The organism is Streptomyces sp. NPDC006624, from assembly GCF_040611555.1.
Lineage (GTDB): Bacteria > Actinomycetota > Actinomycetes > Streptomycetales > Streptomycetaceae > Streptomyces.
This window is the reverse complement of record NZ_JBEXOM010000007.1, coordinates 178,732-195,156: the sequence shown is the minus strand read 5'-3', so window position 1 is coordinate 195,156 and position 16,425 is coordinate 178,732. Positions and strand designations below refer to the sequence as shown.

Sequence of the window (16,425 nt, the reverse complement as noted above, 5' to 3'; positions counted from 1 at the left end):
GCCGTTATCCACAGAAGTTGTCCACAGGTCAGCTTCTCGACCTGGGGACAAGTCGACAACCAAGCGTGATTCAGTCGACAAATCGCCCTACAGGCCTCGGATGCACCCATCCATGGGCAGGTCACCCTTCGTCCACCGCTTCACCTTGCATCACTCTTCGGAGTGACCTCATTCCACTCGAAAGTGAGGGCAAAGCCGGTTTGCATCGGGAATTCCGAGGGGTGGCCGAGCCTTCCGGAGTGATCAATTCCGACGTCCACAGATCTTCCACACAGCCTGTGGATAACTATTCGGCAGATGTGGATCCCTGTGGACAACCAATCCCCAAGTCGCCGCAACCGCAAGGGATTCGAGTCAAGGCGGGACCTTGGGGATGCCCCTTTCCAGGGAAAGGCCCCATCCCCTTGACACGGCGCGCAATTCCCCCATAACGGTACGTAAGGCGCCATCCGAATAGGCAGTCGTGAGCGGTCAGCCCTCACCGGTAGCCTTGGGCGTGTGATTGACCTTCGCCTGCTCCGTGAGGACCCCGACCGTGTGCGCGCCTCCCAGCGTGCCCGTGGAGAGGACGTCGCGCTCGTCGACTCCCTCCTGTCTGCCGACGAGCGGCGCAGGTCGTCCGGCGTCCGCTTCGACGAGCTGCGCGCCGAGCAGAAGGCGCTCGGCAAGCTCATCCCCAAGGCCGCCGGGGACGAGAAGGCGGAGCTGCTGAAGAAGGCGAGCCAGCTCGCCGCCGACGTCAAGGCGGCCGACGCGGAGCGCGACGCCGCGGCGGCCGAGACCCAGGAACTGCTGCTCCGGCTCGGCAACCTGGTCCACCCGGACGTCCCCGTGGGCGGCGAGGAGGACTTCGTCACGCTGGAGAAGCACGGCACGATCCGCGACTTCGCCGCCGAGGGCTTCGAGCCCAAGGACCACCTGGAGCTCGGCCAGATCCTCGGCGCCATCGACGTCGAGCGCGGCGCGAAGGTCTCCGGCTCCCGCTTCTACTTCCTCACCGGCGTCGGCGCCCTCCTGGAGCTCGCCCTGGTGAACGCGGCGATCGCCCAGGCCACCGCGGCCGGCTTCACCCCGATGCTGACCCCGGCCCTGGTCCGCCCCCAGTCCATGGCGGGCACCGGCTTCCTCGGCCAGGCCGCCCAGGACGTCTACCACCTCGCCGACGACGACCTCTACCTGGTCGGCACGTCCGAGGTGCCGCTCGCGGCGTACCACATGGACGAGATCATCGACGCCGACCGCCTCCCCCTGCGCTACGCGGGCTTCTCGCCCTGCTTCCGCCGCGAGGCCGGCTCGCACGGCAAGGACACCCGGGGCATCTTCCGCGTGCACCAGTTCGACAAGGTCGAGATGTTCTCCTACGTCGCACCGGAGGACTCCCAGGCCGAGCACCAGCGGCTGCTGGAATGGGAGAAGCAGTGGCTGACCTCGCTGGAGCTGCCGTACCGCGTGATCGACGTGGCGAGCGCCGACCTGGGCGCCTCGGCCGCGCGCAAGTTCGACTGCGAGGCGTGGATCCCGACGCAGGGCAAGTACCGCGAGCTGACCTCGACCTCCGACTGCACGGAGTTCCAGTCCCGCCGCCTGTCGATCCGTGTGCGTGACGGCAAGCAGGTCAAGCCCCTCGCGACGCTCAACGGCACGCTGTGCGCCGTACCGCGCACGATCGTGGCGATCCTGGAGAACCACCAGCAGGCCGACGGCTCGGTGCGCGTGCCCGAGGTGCTGCGCCCGTACCTGGGCGGCCGGGAGGTCCTGGAGCCGGTGGCCAAGTGAGCGACACGGCCCCCTCGGGCGGCTTCCCGTACAAGCTGGTCGCCACCGACCTCGACGGGACGCTGCTGCGGTCCGACGAGTCGGTGTCGCCCCGCACCCGTGACGCGCTCGCCGCCGCGACGGCGGCGGGCGCCGCACACATCGTCGTCACCGGCCGCGCGGTCCCCTGGACCCGGCACATCCTCGACGAGCTCGGCTACCAGGGCCTCGCCGTCTGCGGGCAGGGGGCACAGGTCTACGACGCCGGCGCGCACCGGCTGCTGACGTCGGTCACGCTGGACCGGCAGCTCGCCGGGGTCGCTCTCGCCAAGATCGAGGCGGAGGTCGGCCCGCTCCACCTGGCGGCGAGCCGCGACGGCCTGGACGGCGAGGTGCTGGTCGGCCCGGGCTACGCGGTCCAGGGCGCCCTGCCCGCGACGCCCTTCACGGACGCGTCGGACCTGTGGAGCGCGCCGCTGAACAAGCTGTACATCCAGCACCCGACGCTGTCGGACGACGAGCTGTGCGAGGTGGCCACGCGCACCGCGGGCGGTTTCGTCTCCGTCGTCATGGCGGGCGCGGGCATCGTCGAGCTGCTCCCCCTGGGGCTGTCCAAGGCGACGGGCCTGTCCCTGGCGGCGCGGCGGCTCGGGGCGAAGGCGGCCGACACGATCGCCTTCGGCGACATGCCCAACGACATACCGATGTTCGCCTGGTCCTCCTACGGCGTCGCCATGGCCGACGCCCACACGGAGCTGAAGGCCGTCGCCGACGAGGTGACGTCCTCCAACGAGGAGGACGGCATCGCGGTGGTGCTGGAGCGGTTGCTGGGCTGACGCGGTGGCCGGGCGCGGCGTCGGGCTGCGCGGGCAGTCGCTGACCCGGGCGTCGGACTGCGCGGGCGGTCGCCGAGCCGGGTGCCTGGCCGGCACCCGGCGTTCAGGGCGGACGCGCTGCTGCGGTGCTCGGCGTTCTGAGCGAAAGCGCTGGTGCGGTGCTCAGTACTGGGTGCTCGGTGCTCGCTGTCTGGCGGAGGATGCACGGATCGAACGTGCGCGGGCTTGTCGGCCCGACCATGGCTTAGCAAGCCAGTGCCTTACCACTCGGCCAATCCTCCGGGTGGGCGGCCCACGCGAGGTGCGAGTCGCGTGCTCGAAGCGGCCGCCCCGGGCAGCTCCCCGTGTGGGGCAAGGCTCTACGGAGAGGTAGGGACTACTCCGGAGCCCGCCGTGGGCTGCCCTGAAGGGAGCTGGACGTACTGCCGTGCATGGACATCGTCCGGCTCCTCTCCCAGAACGTGACGCCGGGTCATCGCCCGGCAGGAACGACAACCACTCTGCCCGCCCGACGAATTGGGCGCCACCGATTAAATCGCCGGGCTCGGCCGACCGGTCGGCGCCCTGACCGGCTCACTGCCGCTTGCGCCACCTGCGTCTGCGCGCCTTGCTGAAGAACCAGCCCGCGGGGGGCTCGTCGGAGCGCCAGGGCTGGGGCTCGGGCTCCTCCCGGCGCCAGCGCGCGGCCAGCATCCGGGCACGGGCGGACGGCTCGGAGGTCCCGGCGGAGCGTATGAAGTCGTCGTCCAAAACGAGACCTTCGAGGTCGTCGGCGGCGGCTCCGTCTCCGGATCCCGGCTGCCCGCCGTCGTCGTTCTGAGCCCTCTCGCCCGCCATCTGCGTCCTCCCCAGCCGTCCAACTCCCGTGTGCTTCTCCTCCGTCCCGTGTGCCCAGTGTGCCGTGGCGGAGATGAAGCCTCAGTCAAGGCCGGGGCACGTCACTCCTCTCCGGCGAGGGTGAGCGAGCGCAGCTTCTGGCCGGCGTACCAGGTGGCCAGCACCGTGACGGCCACCAGCAGGACCGTCGCCGTCGTCAGGCCCACGTCGGAGGAGACCAGGTCCCCGCCGGACACCTTCTGGGCGACGGCCAGCGACCACTGCTGGACGCTCAGCGTGCGGGCGCCCGGCACCAGGGAGCCGAACAGGGCCTCCCAGACCAGGGCGTAGACGAGGCCGAACACCACGGCGTGCCGCGAGACCGTGCCGAGCAGCAGGAACAGGGCCGCGTAGGCGATGGACGCGACCAGGGCCGCCACCGTGTAGGCCACGGCGACCTGCTGGCCGTTGCCGTTCAGGATGAAGCCCGCGACGAGCGTGGGCACCGCGGAGAACACCATGGTCACCGCGATGGCGACGATCAGCTTGGTGAAGATGATGGTCGGCCGCTTGATCGGCTTGGACAGCAGGTACACCACCGAGCCGTCGTCGATCTCCGGGCCGATCGCGCCGGTACCGGCGATCACGCCGATGATCGGCACCATCGTGGCGAGTGCGAGTCCGCCCAGCAGGTCGGACGCCGTCTGGTCGTCCGCTCCGGCCAGGGCGCGGACCGCCACGGCGATCACGATGAGCAGCAGCGGCAGCGCGCCGAGGATGAGGGCCCGGCGCCGGCCGAGCAGGGCCCGGTAGGTGAGCCGGGCGACTGTGGGGTCGTACATCAGGGCCTCCTACGCCGCGACCAGATACGAGAAGACGGACTCGAGGGACTCGTCGGACGGCGAGACCGTGAGCAGGCGGATGCCGTGGTCCCGGGCCACCCGCGGCAGCAGCGCCGTGAAGCGGCCGAAGTCGACGGCCTGGATGCGCAGCGCGCCCTCGGTGAGGTCGACCTCGATTCCGGACGTCGACGGGTCGGCGATGAGCGCGGCCGCGAGGGCGCGGTCGTCGCTGGAGCGCACCAGGTAGCGGTGCGGCCGGTCGGTCATCAGACGGCGGATCTTGCGGAAGTCGCCGCTCGCGGCGTGCCGGCCGGCGACCACGACCTCGATGTGCCAGGCGAGCTGCTCGACCTCTTCGAGGATGTGCGAGGAGAACAGCACCGTGCGGCCCTCGTCGCCCATGCGCCGCAGCAGGTCCATGAGCTGCATGCGCTGGCGCGGGTCCATGCCGTTGAACGGCTCGTCGAGCAGCAGCAGCGAGGGGTCGTGGACGAGGGCGCTCGCCATCTTCACGCGCTGGCGCATGCCCTTGGAGTACGTCTGGATCTTGCGGTCCTGCGCGTACTCCATCTCGACGGTGGCCAGGGCCTTCTGGGCCGCCTTGGCGCCCAGTCCGTGCAGCTCGGCGTTGGCGAGCACGAACTCCTTGCCGGTGAGGAAGTCGTACATCGCCTCCCGCTCGGGGACGACGCCGATGTGCCGGTAGATCTTCTCGTTGCGCCACACCGGCTGCCCGTCGAGGGTGACCGTGCCGGTGGAGGGGGCCAGGAAACCGCCCATCATGTTGATGAGGGTGGACTTCCCGGCGCCGTTGGGGCCGAGCAGGCCCGTGACGCCGGGGCCGATGGTCATGGTGATGTCGTTGACGGCGACCACGTTGCCGAACCAGCGGGAGACGTGGTCGATGGAGAGCGTGGTCACAGTCCCACCTTCTTGTAGCGGCGCATCAGCAGGCCGTAGCTCGCCGCGATCAGGCCGAGGGCGGCGAGGACGAAGACGACGCCCTCGGCGGTGCCCGGGCCGATCCCGCCCGGGAAGGCGGAGGTCGCGCCGAGGAACGCGGACTGCACACCGTCGATGATCGTGATGGGCGAGAAGAGCCCGATCCACGGCACGGCGTCGCTGCTGCCCTGTGCGTCGGCGATGGCCTGGAGGGTGGAGACCGCTCCGTAGGTGATCGTCAGCACGGCGATCACGGCGGCGATGCCGAAGCCGCGGCGCGGGGTGAAGGACGCGATGACCAGGCCGATGCCGGCGAAGAGCAGCGAGAGCAGTGCCACGGAGACCAGTCCCTGTGCGAATCCCTTGGTCTGGTCGGCGAAGTCGAGCTTGGCCAGCAGCGCGCCCACGTAGAGCACGAGCAGGGGAGCGGCCGTGAGGACGAACAGCGCCGAGGCCAGGGCCGCGAACTTGGCGCGGACGTAGTCGGCGGTCTCGATGGGCCGGGAGAAGTACAGCGGTACGGTCTTGAAGCGCAGGTCCCGCGAGACGGACTGCGGCGCCTGGGAGGCGACGTAGAGGCTGAGGACCGCCTGCATGACGATCGCGTAGCGCGTGTAGTCCAGGGGCAGTTCCTTGGCCTTGGTGGCGACCGCGACGGCGACCATGATCGCCGCGGGCACGCACATCACCACGAACAGCAGCATCGGCAGCACTTTGGACTTCACCGAGCGGCCGAGGCCGTAGGAGCCGCGCAGGGACTGCGAGTACAGGGAGCGGCGGGCGTAGGCGCGGCCGAGGCGGGGGCCGTCGTAGCCGCGGTAGCCGATGTTGTGGATGCGGGTCTGGTCGCCCGGGGCCGGGGCGGGGGTCCCCGTGGAGTGCTCAACCGCCATGGCCGACCGCCTCCTTCCGCTGCTCGCGCTCGTCGCTGGTCGTGAAGACCTCGGAGATGTGGTGCCTGCGCTGCTCCATGCGCACCAGGCCGAGGCCGAGGTCGGCGATCACGTCCCGGACCAGGTCGTAGGTCTCCTCGCCCTGCGCGGTCAGGTGCAGGACGTGGCCCGCGCCGGGCAGGCCGCTGCCGTCCTCGACGGTCACCCCGCGCGCGTGCAGCGCCTCGCGGACCGCGCGTGTGCCGTCCGGGTGCTCGTCGGTGTCGGTGACCTCGATGGCGAGGGTGGTCGTGATCTGGGTGAAGTCCGTGGTGGAGCTGGAGCGCAGCAGCTTGCCGCCGTCGATGACGACGACGTGGTCGCAGGTGCGCTCCAGTTCGCCCAGCAGGTGGGAAGTGACCAGGACCGAGATGCCGAAGTCGGTGTGGATGCGGCGGATGAGGCCGAGCATCTCGTCGCGGCCGACCGGGTCGAGGCCGTTGGTGGGCTCGTCCAGGAAGACCAGCTGGGGGTCGTGCACGAGGGCCTGGGCGAGCTTGACGCGCTGCTTCATGCCGGTGGAGTAGCCGCCGATGGGGCGGTAGCGCTCCTCGTAGAGGCCGACGTGGCGCAGGGTGTCGGCCGTGCGCTCGCGCGCCGCGGTGGGCGGCAGGCCGGACATGCGCGCCATGTGGACGACGAACTCGGTGGCCGAGACGTCCGGCGGCAGGCAGTCGTGCTCGGGCATGTAGCCGACGCGCTCGCGGATGGCGGCGCCCTCGGTGGCGACGTCGAGGCCGAGCACGTCGGCGCGGCCCTCCGTGGCGGGGGACAGACCCAGCAGGATCTTGATCAGTGTGGACTTGCCGGCCCCGTTGGCTCCGACGAGTCCGGTCACACCGGGCCCGACGTCCACGGAGAGCCGGTCAAGCGCGGTCACCCGGGGGAACCGCTTGCTCAGGCTTTCGGTCGCGATCACAGTCACGCTTCGACGGTAGGGGCCGTGTGCGTGGCGGTCGTCACTCCGCAGAGCTGTCTTGGGATCAGCCTCGAGTATTACGGGCCCTTAGGGGGCCTGGTCCCTCAGGGTTACCACCACCGGGAACCTTCTATTGACGAACTCTCTAACAACTGCCAGATTCGCCGGATGACGTTGCGGACGGGCGTGCGGGAGCGCTGGGTACGGACCGGCGAGGTCGAGCTGTGCGTGGCCGAGAGGGGCGATCCGGGGCGGCCCACGGTCGTCCTGGTGCACGGCTACCCGGACAGCAAGGAGGTGTGGTCCGAGGTCGCCGAGCGGCTCGCCGGGCACTTCCACGTGGTGACGTACGACGTCCGCGGCCACGGCCGGTCCACGGCGCCGCGCCCGCTGCGCGGCGGGTTCACGCTGGAGAAGCTCACGGACGACTTCCTGGCCGTCGCGGACGCGGTCAGCCCGGACCGGCCGGTGCATCTGGTCGGGCACGACTGGGGCTCGGTGCAGGCCTGGGAGTTCACGACCGTCAAGCGCACCGAGGGCCGCATCGCCTCCCTCACCTCGATGTCGGGGCCGTCCCTCGACCACTTCGGCCACTGGATCAACCGGCGCATGCGGCGCCCCACCCCGCGCCGGGTCGGCCAGCTGCTCGGCCAGGGCGCCCGGTCCTGGTACGTCTACCTGCTGCACACGCCCGTGCTGCCGGAGCTGGCCTGGCGCGGCCCGCTCGGCAAGCGCTGGCCAGGGGTACTGGAGCGCGTCGAGAAGGTGCCCCGGGGCGACGGCTACCCCACCTCCTCCCTGCCGTCGGACGCGGCCCGCGGGGCCTGGCTGTACCGCGACAACGTCCGGCCCCGGTTGCGCGAGCCGCGCCCGGACGCGCACGCCCACGCGCCCGTGCAGCTCATCACGCCGCTGGGGGACCGGTTCCTGTCGGAGCGGCTGTACGACGACCTGGAGCAGTGGGTTGCGCAGCTGACCCGCAGGACGGTGGCGGCGGGGCACTGGATCCCGCGGACGCGTCCCGACCAGCTGGCCGCGTGGATCGAGGAGTTCGTCCGGTCCGTCGAGAACGGGCGGTCCCCGGTGGCGGCGGGCGGCCGGCACGCCGAGCGGTTCGGCGGGCAGCTGGTGCTGGTCACCGGGGCGGGCAGCGGCATCGGGCGGGCGACCGCGCTCGCCTTCGCCGAGGCCGGTGCGCGCGTGGTGGCCGTCGACCGGGACGGTCAGGCGGCGGCCCGCACCGCCGAGTCGGCCCTCCGGCGGGGCGCGCGGCAGGCGTGGGCGGAGACGACCGACGTCTCCGACCAGCGGGCCATGGAGGCGCTGGCCGACAAGGTCGCCACCGAGTACGGCGTGGTGGACGTCCTGGTGAACAACGCCGGGATCGGGCTGTCCGGCTCGTTCTTCGACACCACGCCGGAGGACTGGAAGAAGGTCCTCGACGTCAACCTGTGGGGCGTGATCCACGGCTGCCGGCTCTTCGGCCGCCGGATGGCCGAGCGGGGCCAGGGCGGCCACATCGTCAACGTGGCGTCGGCGGCGGCGTACCAGCCGACCCGGGCCCTGCCCGCGTACAGCACCTCCAAGGCGGCCGTGCTGATGCTCAGCGAGTGCCTGCGGGCGGAACTGGCCGGGCAGGGGATCGGCGTGAGCGCGGTCTGCCCCGGCTTCGTCAACACCGCCATCACCTCGACCGCGCACTTCGCGGGGGTGGACGCGCAGGAGGAGAAGCGGCTCCAATGGCGTGCCGCCCGGCTCTACGGGCTGCGCAACTACCCTCCGGAGAAGGTCGCCCGGGCGATCCTCCGCGCGGTCGTCCGTGACGAGGCGGTCGTGCCGGTGACGCCGGAGGCGCGCGCTGCGCGGATGCTTTCGCGGTTCGCTCCCGGGGCGCTGCGAAGGATCGCGCGAGTACGGCCCCCGGTGTGACGGAGTACCAAAAGCCCTGTCACTGAGGGCAGTTGTCCACAGGATCGCGCACTCTTCCTGTGGATAACGCCGCTTGGTTGTGGATCAAACCTGCGGGACGAAACTCAATCGCGTGATTCGCGTCTCTCCCGCACTCTGGAGGGATGGATGAAAGACGCACCGTGAAGGTGTCGAAGTACCTCTCCAGGCATCTGCGCCACCAGCCCGAACGGATCGGGCTGACGCTCGACGAGGCCGGGTGGGTGGAGATCGACACGCTCATCGCCGCGGCCGCGGAGCACGGCTTCCGGTTCACGCGTGACGAACTGGACCATGTCGTCGCCACCAACGACAAGCGGCGCTTCGCCGTGGAGGGCACCCGGATCCGCGCCAGCCAGGGCCACAGCGTCAAGATCGACCTCGGGCTGGCGCCGGCGACTCCTCCGGCGCACCTCTACCACGGCACCGTCGCCCGCCACCTGGACGCGATCCGGGCCGAAGGGCTCCGGCCCATGAACCGGCACGCCGTGCATCTGTCACCGGACCGTGAGACGGCGACCCGGGTCGGGGCCCGGCGCGGCCGGCCGGTGGTGCTCGGCGTGGACGCGGCCGCGATGCACCGGGACGGCCACGTCTTCCACGTGAGCGAGAACGGTGTGTGGCTGACCGACTCCGTACCGCCGGGTTACCTGCGCTTTCCCGGGCCGCACTGACCTGCCGGGCGGGGACGGCGGCTCCGATGTCCTCAGGGCGACGTTTCACGTGAAACACCGGGAAGCGGCTGGGCTCCTTTAGGCTCGGTCCCATGAGTCTGCGTCTGAGCACCGTGATTCTCCCGTACCGCCGCTGGCACGAAGGCGGCCGTACGGCCTGGACCCGTGCCGAGCAGCTCGGCTTCCACACGGCGTACACATACGACCACCTCTCGTGGCGCACCTTCCGGGACGGCCCGTGGTTCGGCGCCGTGCCGACCCTCACCGCCGCCGCGTCCGTCACCGAACGGTTGCGACTGGGCACGCTGGTCACCTCGCCGAACTTCCGGCATCCCGTCACCCTCGCCAAGGAACTGATCTCCCTCGACGACATTTCCGGTGGGCGGTTCACCCTGGGCATCGGCGCGGGCGGTTCCGGCTTCGACGCCACCGCGCTCGGCCAGGAACCGTGGAGTCCGCGGGAGCGCGCCGACCGCTTCGCCGAGTTCGTCCCGCTGCTCGACCGGCTGCTCAGCGAGGACGCGGTGTCGTACGAGGGCGACTTCTACTCGGCTCATGAGGCCCGCACCATCCCCGGCTGTGTGCAGCGTCCCCGGCTGCCCTTCGCGATCGCCGCGACCGGGCCGCGCGGCATGCGGCTCGTCGCCCGGCACGGGCAGGCGTGGGTGACCACCGGCGACCCCAAGCTGTACGAGAACGGCACGCCCGAGCAGTCGATTCAGGCCATTCGCGGGCAGGCCGAGAAGCTGGCCGACATCTGCGCGGAGACCGGCCGGGACATGACCGGCCTCGACAAGGTCCTGCTCACCGGGTTCACCCCGGACCGCAGTCGGCCGCTGCAGTCCCTGGACGCCTTCGTGGACTTCGCCGGCCGGCACGTGGAGCTGGGATTCACCGAGTTCGTGATCCACTGGCCGATCCCCGACACGCAGTTCGCGGCGGACGAGAAGGTCTTCGAGCGCATCGCGATGGAGGCACTGGCGCAGCTGCGCTGAGCGCGGGCCGGGACCGGTCAGGTGTCCGGGAAGGGCCGCCCAGGCCCCGACAGGGACGGTATTCACTCACCTGTGCGGAGTCCCGCACGGGCGAGCGGGCATATGCGGGACAATGGCCGGGTGACCTCAGCGACCCGACAGCCCGAGACCGTGGCCGAGACCCTCCCGCCACGACTGATCGCCACCGACCTCGACGGCACCCTGCTGCGCGACGACAAGTCGGTCTCCCCGCGCACCGTCGAAGCGCTGGCCGCCGCCGAGGAGGCGGGCATCGAGGTCTTCTTCGTCACGGGCCGCCCGGCCCGCTGGATGGACGTCGTCAGCGACCACGTGCACGGCCACGGTCTGGCGATCTGCGGCAACGGCGCGGCCGTGGTCGACCTGCACGGCGGCCCCGGCGCCCACCGGTTCGTGAAGGTGCGCGAGCTGGCCCGCGAGAACGCGCTGGACGCCGTCCGGCTGCTGCGCGAGGCCGCGCCGGGCACCGTCTACGCCGTGGAGCAGACGTACGGCTTCTACCAGGAGCCCGCGTACCCCAAGCTGCACATGGAGATTCCCGACAGCCTCGCCCCGGCCGAGGAGTTGCTGTCCCCCGATCATCGCGCGGCCGCCGAGCCGGTGCTGAAGATCCTCTCCTACCACCCCGAACTCGACCCGGACGCCTTCCTGACCCTGGCCCGGCTCGCCATCGGCGACCGCGCCAACGTGACCCGCTCCAGCCCCAGCGCGCTGCTGGAGATCAGCGGTCCCGACGTGTCCAAGGCCAGCACGCTCGCCCTGTGCTGCGCCGAGCGCGGCATCTCGCACGAGGAGGTCGTCGCGTTCGGGGACATGCCGAACGACGTCGAGATGCTGACCTGGGCAGGACGCTCGTACGCCATGGGCAACGCCCACCCGGACGTGGTCGCCGCGGCCTCCGGGCGGACGGTCGCGAACAACGAGGACGGGGTGGCCATCGTGATCGAGCAGCTGCTGGCCGAGCGGCGGTAGCAACGCGCCGCTCCGGCGGACCGAGCGGGCCGGTGGCCCGAGCGGGCCGGTGGCCGAGCGAGCCGGTGGCCGAGCGAGCCGCTCAACTCCGCGCGGGGTGGCTTGCTTCAGAGCGTCACCCCGCGTTCCGCCAGCCAGGATGCCGGGTTCACCGCCGAACCCATCTCCGGCGTCACCCGGGTCTCGAAGTGCAGATGCGGACCGGTGGAGTTGCCGGTGCTGCCCGACTGGCCGATCCACTGGCCGGGAGCGACATGCTCCCCCTCGTCGACCGCCACGGACGCGAGATGGGCGTACTGCGTGTAGTAGCCGCCCGGGTGCTTGAGCACGATCTCGATGCCGAAGGCACCGCCGCAGGACACCCGCACCACCCGGCCCTCGCCGACGGCACGCACCGGCGTGCCGATCGGCACCGCGAAGTCCTGACCGGTGTGCCGGTTCGCCCACCGGGAACCACCGCTGCCGTACGACGAGGACAGCTCGTACGTCTCCACCGGGGTGACCCACGCGCTGGCGAACCCCGTATCCGGCTGGTCGAGCCGGACGGCACCGCGGCAGGAGCCTGCGGCGACCGCGGCCTCCGCGCGTCCCTGGAGCTCCGAGCGGGCGGCCTCGAGTTTCTGCTCGATGCCGGTCTTCAGGGCCTCGAGCTGGGTGTTCCGCTTGTCCAGCGCCTGCCACTCGGCCGCGGCCGCGGCCTCGTCGGCGGCCAGGCGTGCCTCCGCCCGGCGGTTCTTGGCGATCGCGTTGTTCAGGGCCAGATCCGCCTGTGAGAAGGCGTGCTGACCGCGCATCAGGTCGTCGGGGCTGTCGGCGAGGATCATCTGCGCGGCCACGGGCAGGCCGCCGCTGCCGCGGTACTGCGCCCGGGCGATCCGGCCCAGGTCCTCGTGGAGCGCGGCGACGTGCTGCCGCGTCCTGTCCAGCAGTTCCTCGGCCCGCTCGGCCTTGGCCCGTTGCTCGTCGGCCTCCTTGCGGCCGGCCTCGTACTGCTGGGTCGCGACCGCGGCCTCCTCGTACAACCGCAGCACGTCGGCGCTGAGGCCACCGGCAGGCAGGTCCGCACCGCCGGCATCGGTGCCGCCGCCGGGTTCCTCGTCGGCCGAGTGGGGACCGGCCGCGAGGGCGGCCAGCGCGCACAGCAGGACCGGAACCAGCAGGCGATAACGGCGATATGAACGCATGTCAGCGATCGTCACCCGGCCCGCCGGTCCGGTCCTGTTCTCGTCGTACGGGCGGGGGACGGGCTGCTCCGAACGGATCAGCCCGGGCCCCGCCGCGGCGCGTCAGAGGGCTCCCACGAGGGCCTCCGACGCCGCCTCCCGCTGCGCCATTCCCCGCAACGGCCCGTCCACCGCCACCAGCTCCGCGTACGGGCCGCGCTGCACGACCCGTCCCCGGTCCAGCACGATCACCTCGTCCACCGCCTCGAGACCGGCCAGCCGGTGCGTGATGAGCAGGGTCGTGCGGCCTTCGGTGGCGGCCAGCAGGTCGGCCGTGAGGGCGTCTGCGGTGGGCAGGTCGAGATGCTCGGCGGGCTCGTCGAGCACCAGGACGGGGAAGTCCGCGAGCAGCGCCCGGGCCAGGGCCAGCCGCTGCCGCTGACCGCCCGACAGCCGGGCCCCGTGCTCGCCGACGAGCGTGTCGAGCCCGTCCGGCAGGCCGTCGGCCCAGTCCAGCAGCCGGGCGCGGCCGAGCGCGGCGCGCAGATCGTCCTCGGTGGCGTCCTTCCGGGCGAGCAGCAGGTTCTCGCGCAGCGAGCTGTCGAAGAGGTGCGCGTCCTGTGCGCACAGCCCGACGAGCTTCCGTACGTCGTCACTGTGCAGCGCGTACGCGTCCACACCGGCCAGCGTGTACGTGCCCGCCTCCGCGTCGAGGAACCGCAGCAGCGTCTGCGCCAGGGTCGTCTTGCCGGCGCCCGAGGGTCCGACGACGGCGACCCGGCGGCCCTCGTCGAGGGTCAGGCCGAACCCGGCGAGGGCCTCCCGGTCCTGCCCGGCGTGCCGGGCGGTCAGGTCCTTCAGGACCACCGGGAACGGGGCGGCGGGTGCCTGCCGGGGCCGCTCCGGCTCCGCCACGGGCTCCGGGGCGTCCAGCACCTCGTGCACCCGCTCCGCGCTCCGGCGCACCCGCTGCCGGTACTGCACGGCCAGCGGCAGCCCCAGCACGGCCTCGAAGGCGGCCAGCGGAGTGAGGACGACGACGGCCATGGCCACGCCGTCCAGCCGCCCGGCGGCGACCGCCTGCGCACCGGCCAGCGCGGCGGCCGTGACGGTGAGGCCGGAGATCAGGGCGGTGAGTCCGTCGCCGAGGGCGGTGGCGGTGGCGGCACGCGCGGCGATCCGGGTGAGCACCCCGTCCGCCTCCCGCGCCTGGGCGGTCCGCGCGGGCAGGGCACCGGCCACGGTCAGTTCCGCGGTGCCGGTGAGCAGGTCGGCCACCCGCGTCGCCAGCACGCCGCGGGCGGGGGCCAGCCGGTGCTCGGCCCGGCGGGCGACGGCGCCGGTGACCAGCGGCACGCCGACACCGGCGGCCAGCAGTCCGGCCGCGAGCACCGCTCCGGCCTCGGGCAGCAGCCACGCCGTGAATCCGACGGAGGCGGCCGACACCACGACCGCCGCCCCGGCCGGCAGCAGCCAGCGCAGCCAGTAGTCCTGCAGCGCGTCGACGTCCGCCACCAGGCGGGAGAGCAGGTCGCCACGGCGGGCGTTGCGCAGCCCGGCCGGCGCCAGCCGCTCCAGCCTGCGGAACACCGCCACCCTGGTGTCCGCGAGCATCCGCAGCACGGCGTCGTGCGACACCAGCCGCTCGGCGTACCGGAACACGGCCCGTCCGATGCCGAAGGCCCGCGTCGCCGTCACGGCCATCATCAGGTAGAGCACGGGCGGCTGCTGCGAGGCCCGGGAGATCAGCCATCCCGAGGTGGCCATCAGTCCCACGGCACTGCCCAGCGCGAGGCTGCCGAGCAGCAGCGCGAGTCCGAACCGGCCGCGCCGGGCACCGGACATGGCGCGGACGCGTGCGAGAACACCGCCGGAAACGGGCTGCTGCCGGGCGACCGTCGCCCGAGCGGGCAGCTCGGCCTCCACCGGGCGCGGTGTGCGCTTGCGGGCGGCGGGACGCACCACGGTCGCGGCGGCCGTCCCGGGTTCCTCCAGCCGGACCACCCGGTCGGCCACCTCCAGCAGCGCCGGCCGGTGCACGACGAGCAGCACCGTCCGCCCTGCCGCCAGGCGCCGCACGGCTGTCACGACCTCGGCCTCGGTGGCCCCGTCCAGCGCCGCCGTCGGCTCGTCGAGCAGCAGCACGGGCCGGTCCGCGAGGAACGCCCGGGCCAGGGCGAGCCGCTGCCGCTGCCCGGCGGACAGCCCGGCACCGTCCTCACCGAGCAGAGTGCCGGCGCCCTCGGGCAGGGCGTCCACGAACTCCAGCGCCCCGGCGTCGCACAGCGCCCGCCTGACCGCCTCGTCGTCCGCGCCGGGCCGCGCCAGCCGTACGTTCTCGGCGATCGTCCCGGCGTACAGATGCGGCCGCTGCGGCACCCACGCGATCCGGGACCGCCACTGCTCCAGGTCGGCGTCGGTGAGGTCGACTCCCCCGACACCGATCCGTCCTTCGGCCGGCCGCACGAAGCCGAGCAGGGCGTGCAGCAGCGTCGACTTGCCGGCGCCGCTCGGGCCGACCAGGGCGACCGTCTCGCCGGGTTCGACGGTGAAGGACACGTCACTGACGGCGTCCGCCGACCGCCCCGGGTACCGGACGGTCACCCCCTCGAAGGCCAGCGCACCCTCGGGCACGGGCTCGCAGCCGGACTCCGGGACGGGGGTCTCCAGGACCTCGAAGATCTCCTCTGCCGCGGCCAGGCCCTCCGCCGCCGCGTGGTACTGCGCCCCGACCTGCCGCAACGGCAGATACGCCTCCGGAGCCAGGATCAGGATGACCAGGCCGATGTACAGGTCCATCTCGCCGTGCACCAGCCGCATGCCGATGGTCACGGCGACCAGGGCCACCGAGATCGTCGCGAGCAGTTCCAGCGCGAAGGAGGACAGGAAGGCGATCCGGAGCGTCCGCATGGTCGCCCGCCGGTACTCGCCGGTGATCCGCCGGATCGACTCGGCCTGCGCCTTGGCCCGGCCGAACACCTTCAGCGTCGGCAAGCCCGCGACGACGTCCAGGAAGTGCCCGGACAGCCGCGACAGCAGCCGCCACTGACGGTCCATCCGGGACTGGGTGGCCCAGCCGATCAGCATCATGAAGACCGGGATGAGCGGAAGCGTCCCCACGATGATGGCCGCGGAGACCCAGTCCTCGGTGACGATCCGCGCCAGCACCGCCACGGGCACGACCACCGCGAGACCCAACTGCGGCAGATACCGCGAGAAGTAGTCGTCGAGGGCGTCGACGCCCCGGGTGGCCAGGGCGACCAGCGAACCGGTCCGCTGCCCGCTGAGCCAGCCCGGCCCCAGCCGGGCGGCACGCTCCAGCAGCCGCCCCCGCAGTTCCGACTTGACCGCCGCGCTCGCCCGGTGCGCGGCGAGCTCGGTGAGCCAGCCCACCACCGCCCGTCCGGCCGCGACAGCGACCAACAGCAGCAGGGGAGTGGTGAGTTCGGACGCCGGCATACGGTGCTGGAAGGCGCCGACCACGACCTCGGCGATGAGCATGGCCTGCGCGATGACCAGCCCCGCACCCACGGCGCCCAGGGCGACGACCGCCACCAGGAAGCCGCGGGTGGCACGGGTGTACCGGAGGAGACGCGGATCGATTGGTTTCACGT

13 protein-coding genes and 1 tRNA gene are annotated in these 16,425 nt (G+C 72.1%); 6 read left to right on the top strand and 8 right to left on the bottom strand.

From position 1 onward, the window contains the following. Nucleotides 1-498 precede the first annotated feature (498 nt). Entirely contained in the window at nt 499-1,776 is a 1,278-nt protein-coding gene (serS, locus tag ABZY20_RS16085; RefSeq protein WP_356442015.1) for a serine--tRNA ligase, read from the top strand. Continuing rightward, nucleotides 1,773-2,591 carry an HAD family hydrolase gene (locus tag ABZY20_RS16080; RefSeq protein ID WP_356442014.1) on the top strand — a complete coding sequence of 273 codons (819 nt, stop codon included), beginning with the start codon at nt 1,773-1,775 and terminating at the stop codon, nt 2,589-2,591. Before serS ends, ABZY20_RS16080 begins: the two co-directional genes overlap by 4 nt. Before the next feature lie 191 nt (nt 2,592-2,782). Here the strand turns inward: ABZY20_RS16080 and ABZY20_RS16075 are convergent. From ABZY20_RS16075 to ABZY20_RS16050, 6 genes are all read right to left on the bottom strand, one after another. Then, nucleotides 2,783-2,872, bottom strand: a tRNA-Ser gene (locus ABZY20_RS16075). Between the two features lie 292 nt (nt 2,873-3,164). Beyond that, complete coding sequence (locus ABZY20_RS16070) at nt 3,165-3,428, bottom strand: hypothetical protein (RefSeq protein ID WP_356442013.1); 264 nt, start codon at nt 3,426-3,428, stop codon at nt 3,165-3,167. A 101-nt stretch (nt 3,429-3,529) separates the two neighbouring features. Further along, on the bottom strand, nt 3,530-4,249 hold the full coding sequence (locus tag ABZY20_RS16065; RefSeq protein WP_356442012.1) for an ABC transporter permease: 720 nt from the start codon (nt 4,247-4,249) through the stop codon (nt 3,530-3,532). A 9-nt stretch (nt 4,250-4,258) separates the two neighbouring features. Continuing rightward, nucleotides 4,259-5,170, bottom strand: coding sequence for an ABC transporter ATP-binding protein (locus tag ABZY20_RS16060; RefSeq protein WP_356442011.1), 912 nt, complete (start codon nt 5,168-5,170; stop codon nt 4,259-4,261). Further along, nucleotides 5,167-6,084 (bottom strand): ABC transporter permease, encoded by a 918-nt coding sequence (locus ABZY20_RS16055; protein WP_356442009.1) that lies wholly within the window; start codon nt 6,082-6,084, stop codon nt 5,167-5,169. Before ABZY20_RS16055 ends, ABZY20_RS16060 begins: the two co-directional genes overlap by 4 nt. Beyond that, complete coding sequence (locus ABZY20_RS16050) at nt 6,074-7,042, bottom strand: ABC transporter ATP-binding protein (RefSeq protein ID WP_356442260.1); 969 nt, start codon at nt 7,040-7,042, stop codon at nt 6,074-6,076. Before ABZY20_RS16050 ends, ABZY20_RS16055 begins: the two co-directional genes overlap by 11 nt. A 168-nt stretch (nt 7,043-7,210) precedes the next feature. Here ABZY20_RS16050 and ABZY20_RS16045 point away from each other — a divergent pair, with 168 nt between their 5' ends. The 4 genes from ABZY20_RS16045 to ABZY20_RS16030 all read left to right on the top strand — a co-directional run bounded on the left by ABZY20_RS16045 (nt 7,211) and on the right by ABZY20_RS16030 (nt 11,648). Further along, nucleotides 7,211-8,971: an SDR family oxidoreductase gene (locus ABZY20_RS16045; protein WP_356442007.1), complete on the top strand. Its 1,761-nt coding sequence runs from the start codon at nt 7,211-7,213 to the stop codon at nt 8,969-8,971. 143 nt (nt 8,972-9,114) lie between these two features. Continuing rightward, complete coding sequence (locus ABZY20_RS16040; RefSeq protein WP_356442005.1) at nt 9,115-9,663, top strand: RNA 2'-phosphotransferase; 549 nt, start codon at nt 9,115-9,117, stop codon at nt 9,661-9,663. Nucleotides 9,664-9,755: 92 nt separating this feature from the next. After that, nucleotides 9,756-10,658, top strand: a complete 903-nt coding sequence (locus ABZY20_RS16035) for an LLM class flavin-dependent oxidoreductase (RefSeq protein ID WP_356442004.1) — start codon at nt 9,756-9,758, stop codon at nt 10,656-10,658. A gap of 102 nt (nt 10,659-10,760) precedes the next feature. Then, nucleotides 10,761-11,648 carry a Cof-type HAD-IIB family hydrolase gene (locus tag ABZY20_RS16030; RefSeq protein ID WP_356442003.1) on the top strand — a complete coding sequence of 296 codons (888 nt, stop codon included), beginning with the start codon at nt 10,761-10,763 and terminating at the stop codon, nt 11,646-11,648. Nucleotides 11,649-11,755: 107 nt separating this feature from the next. On the opposite strand, the gene ABZY20_RS16025 is transcribed toward ABZY20_RS16030, so the two are convergent. Both ABZY20_RS16025 and cydD read right to left on the bottom strand, forming a co-directional pair. Then, a complete protein-coding gene (locus tag ABZY20_RS16025; RefSeq protein ID WP_356442001.1) occupies nt 11,756-12,832 on the bottom strand; it encodes a M23 family metallopeptidase in 1,077 nt (358 codons plus the stop codon). Between the two features lie 102 nt (nt 12,833-12,934). Then, nucleotides 12,935-16,423: a thiol reductant ABC exporter subunit CydD gene (cydD, locus tag ABZY20_RS16020; RefSeq protein ID WP_356442000.1), complete on the bottom strand. Its 3,489-nt coding sequence runs from the start codon at nt 16,421-16,423 to the stop codon at nt 12,935-12,937. Nucleotides 16,424-16,425 lie beyond the last annotated feature (2 nt).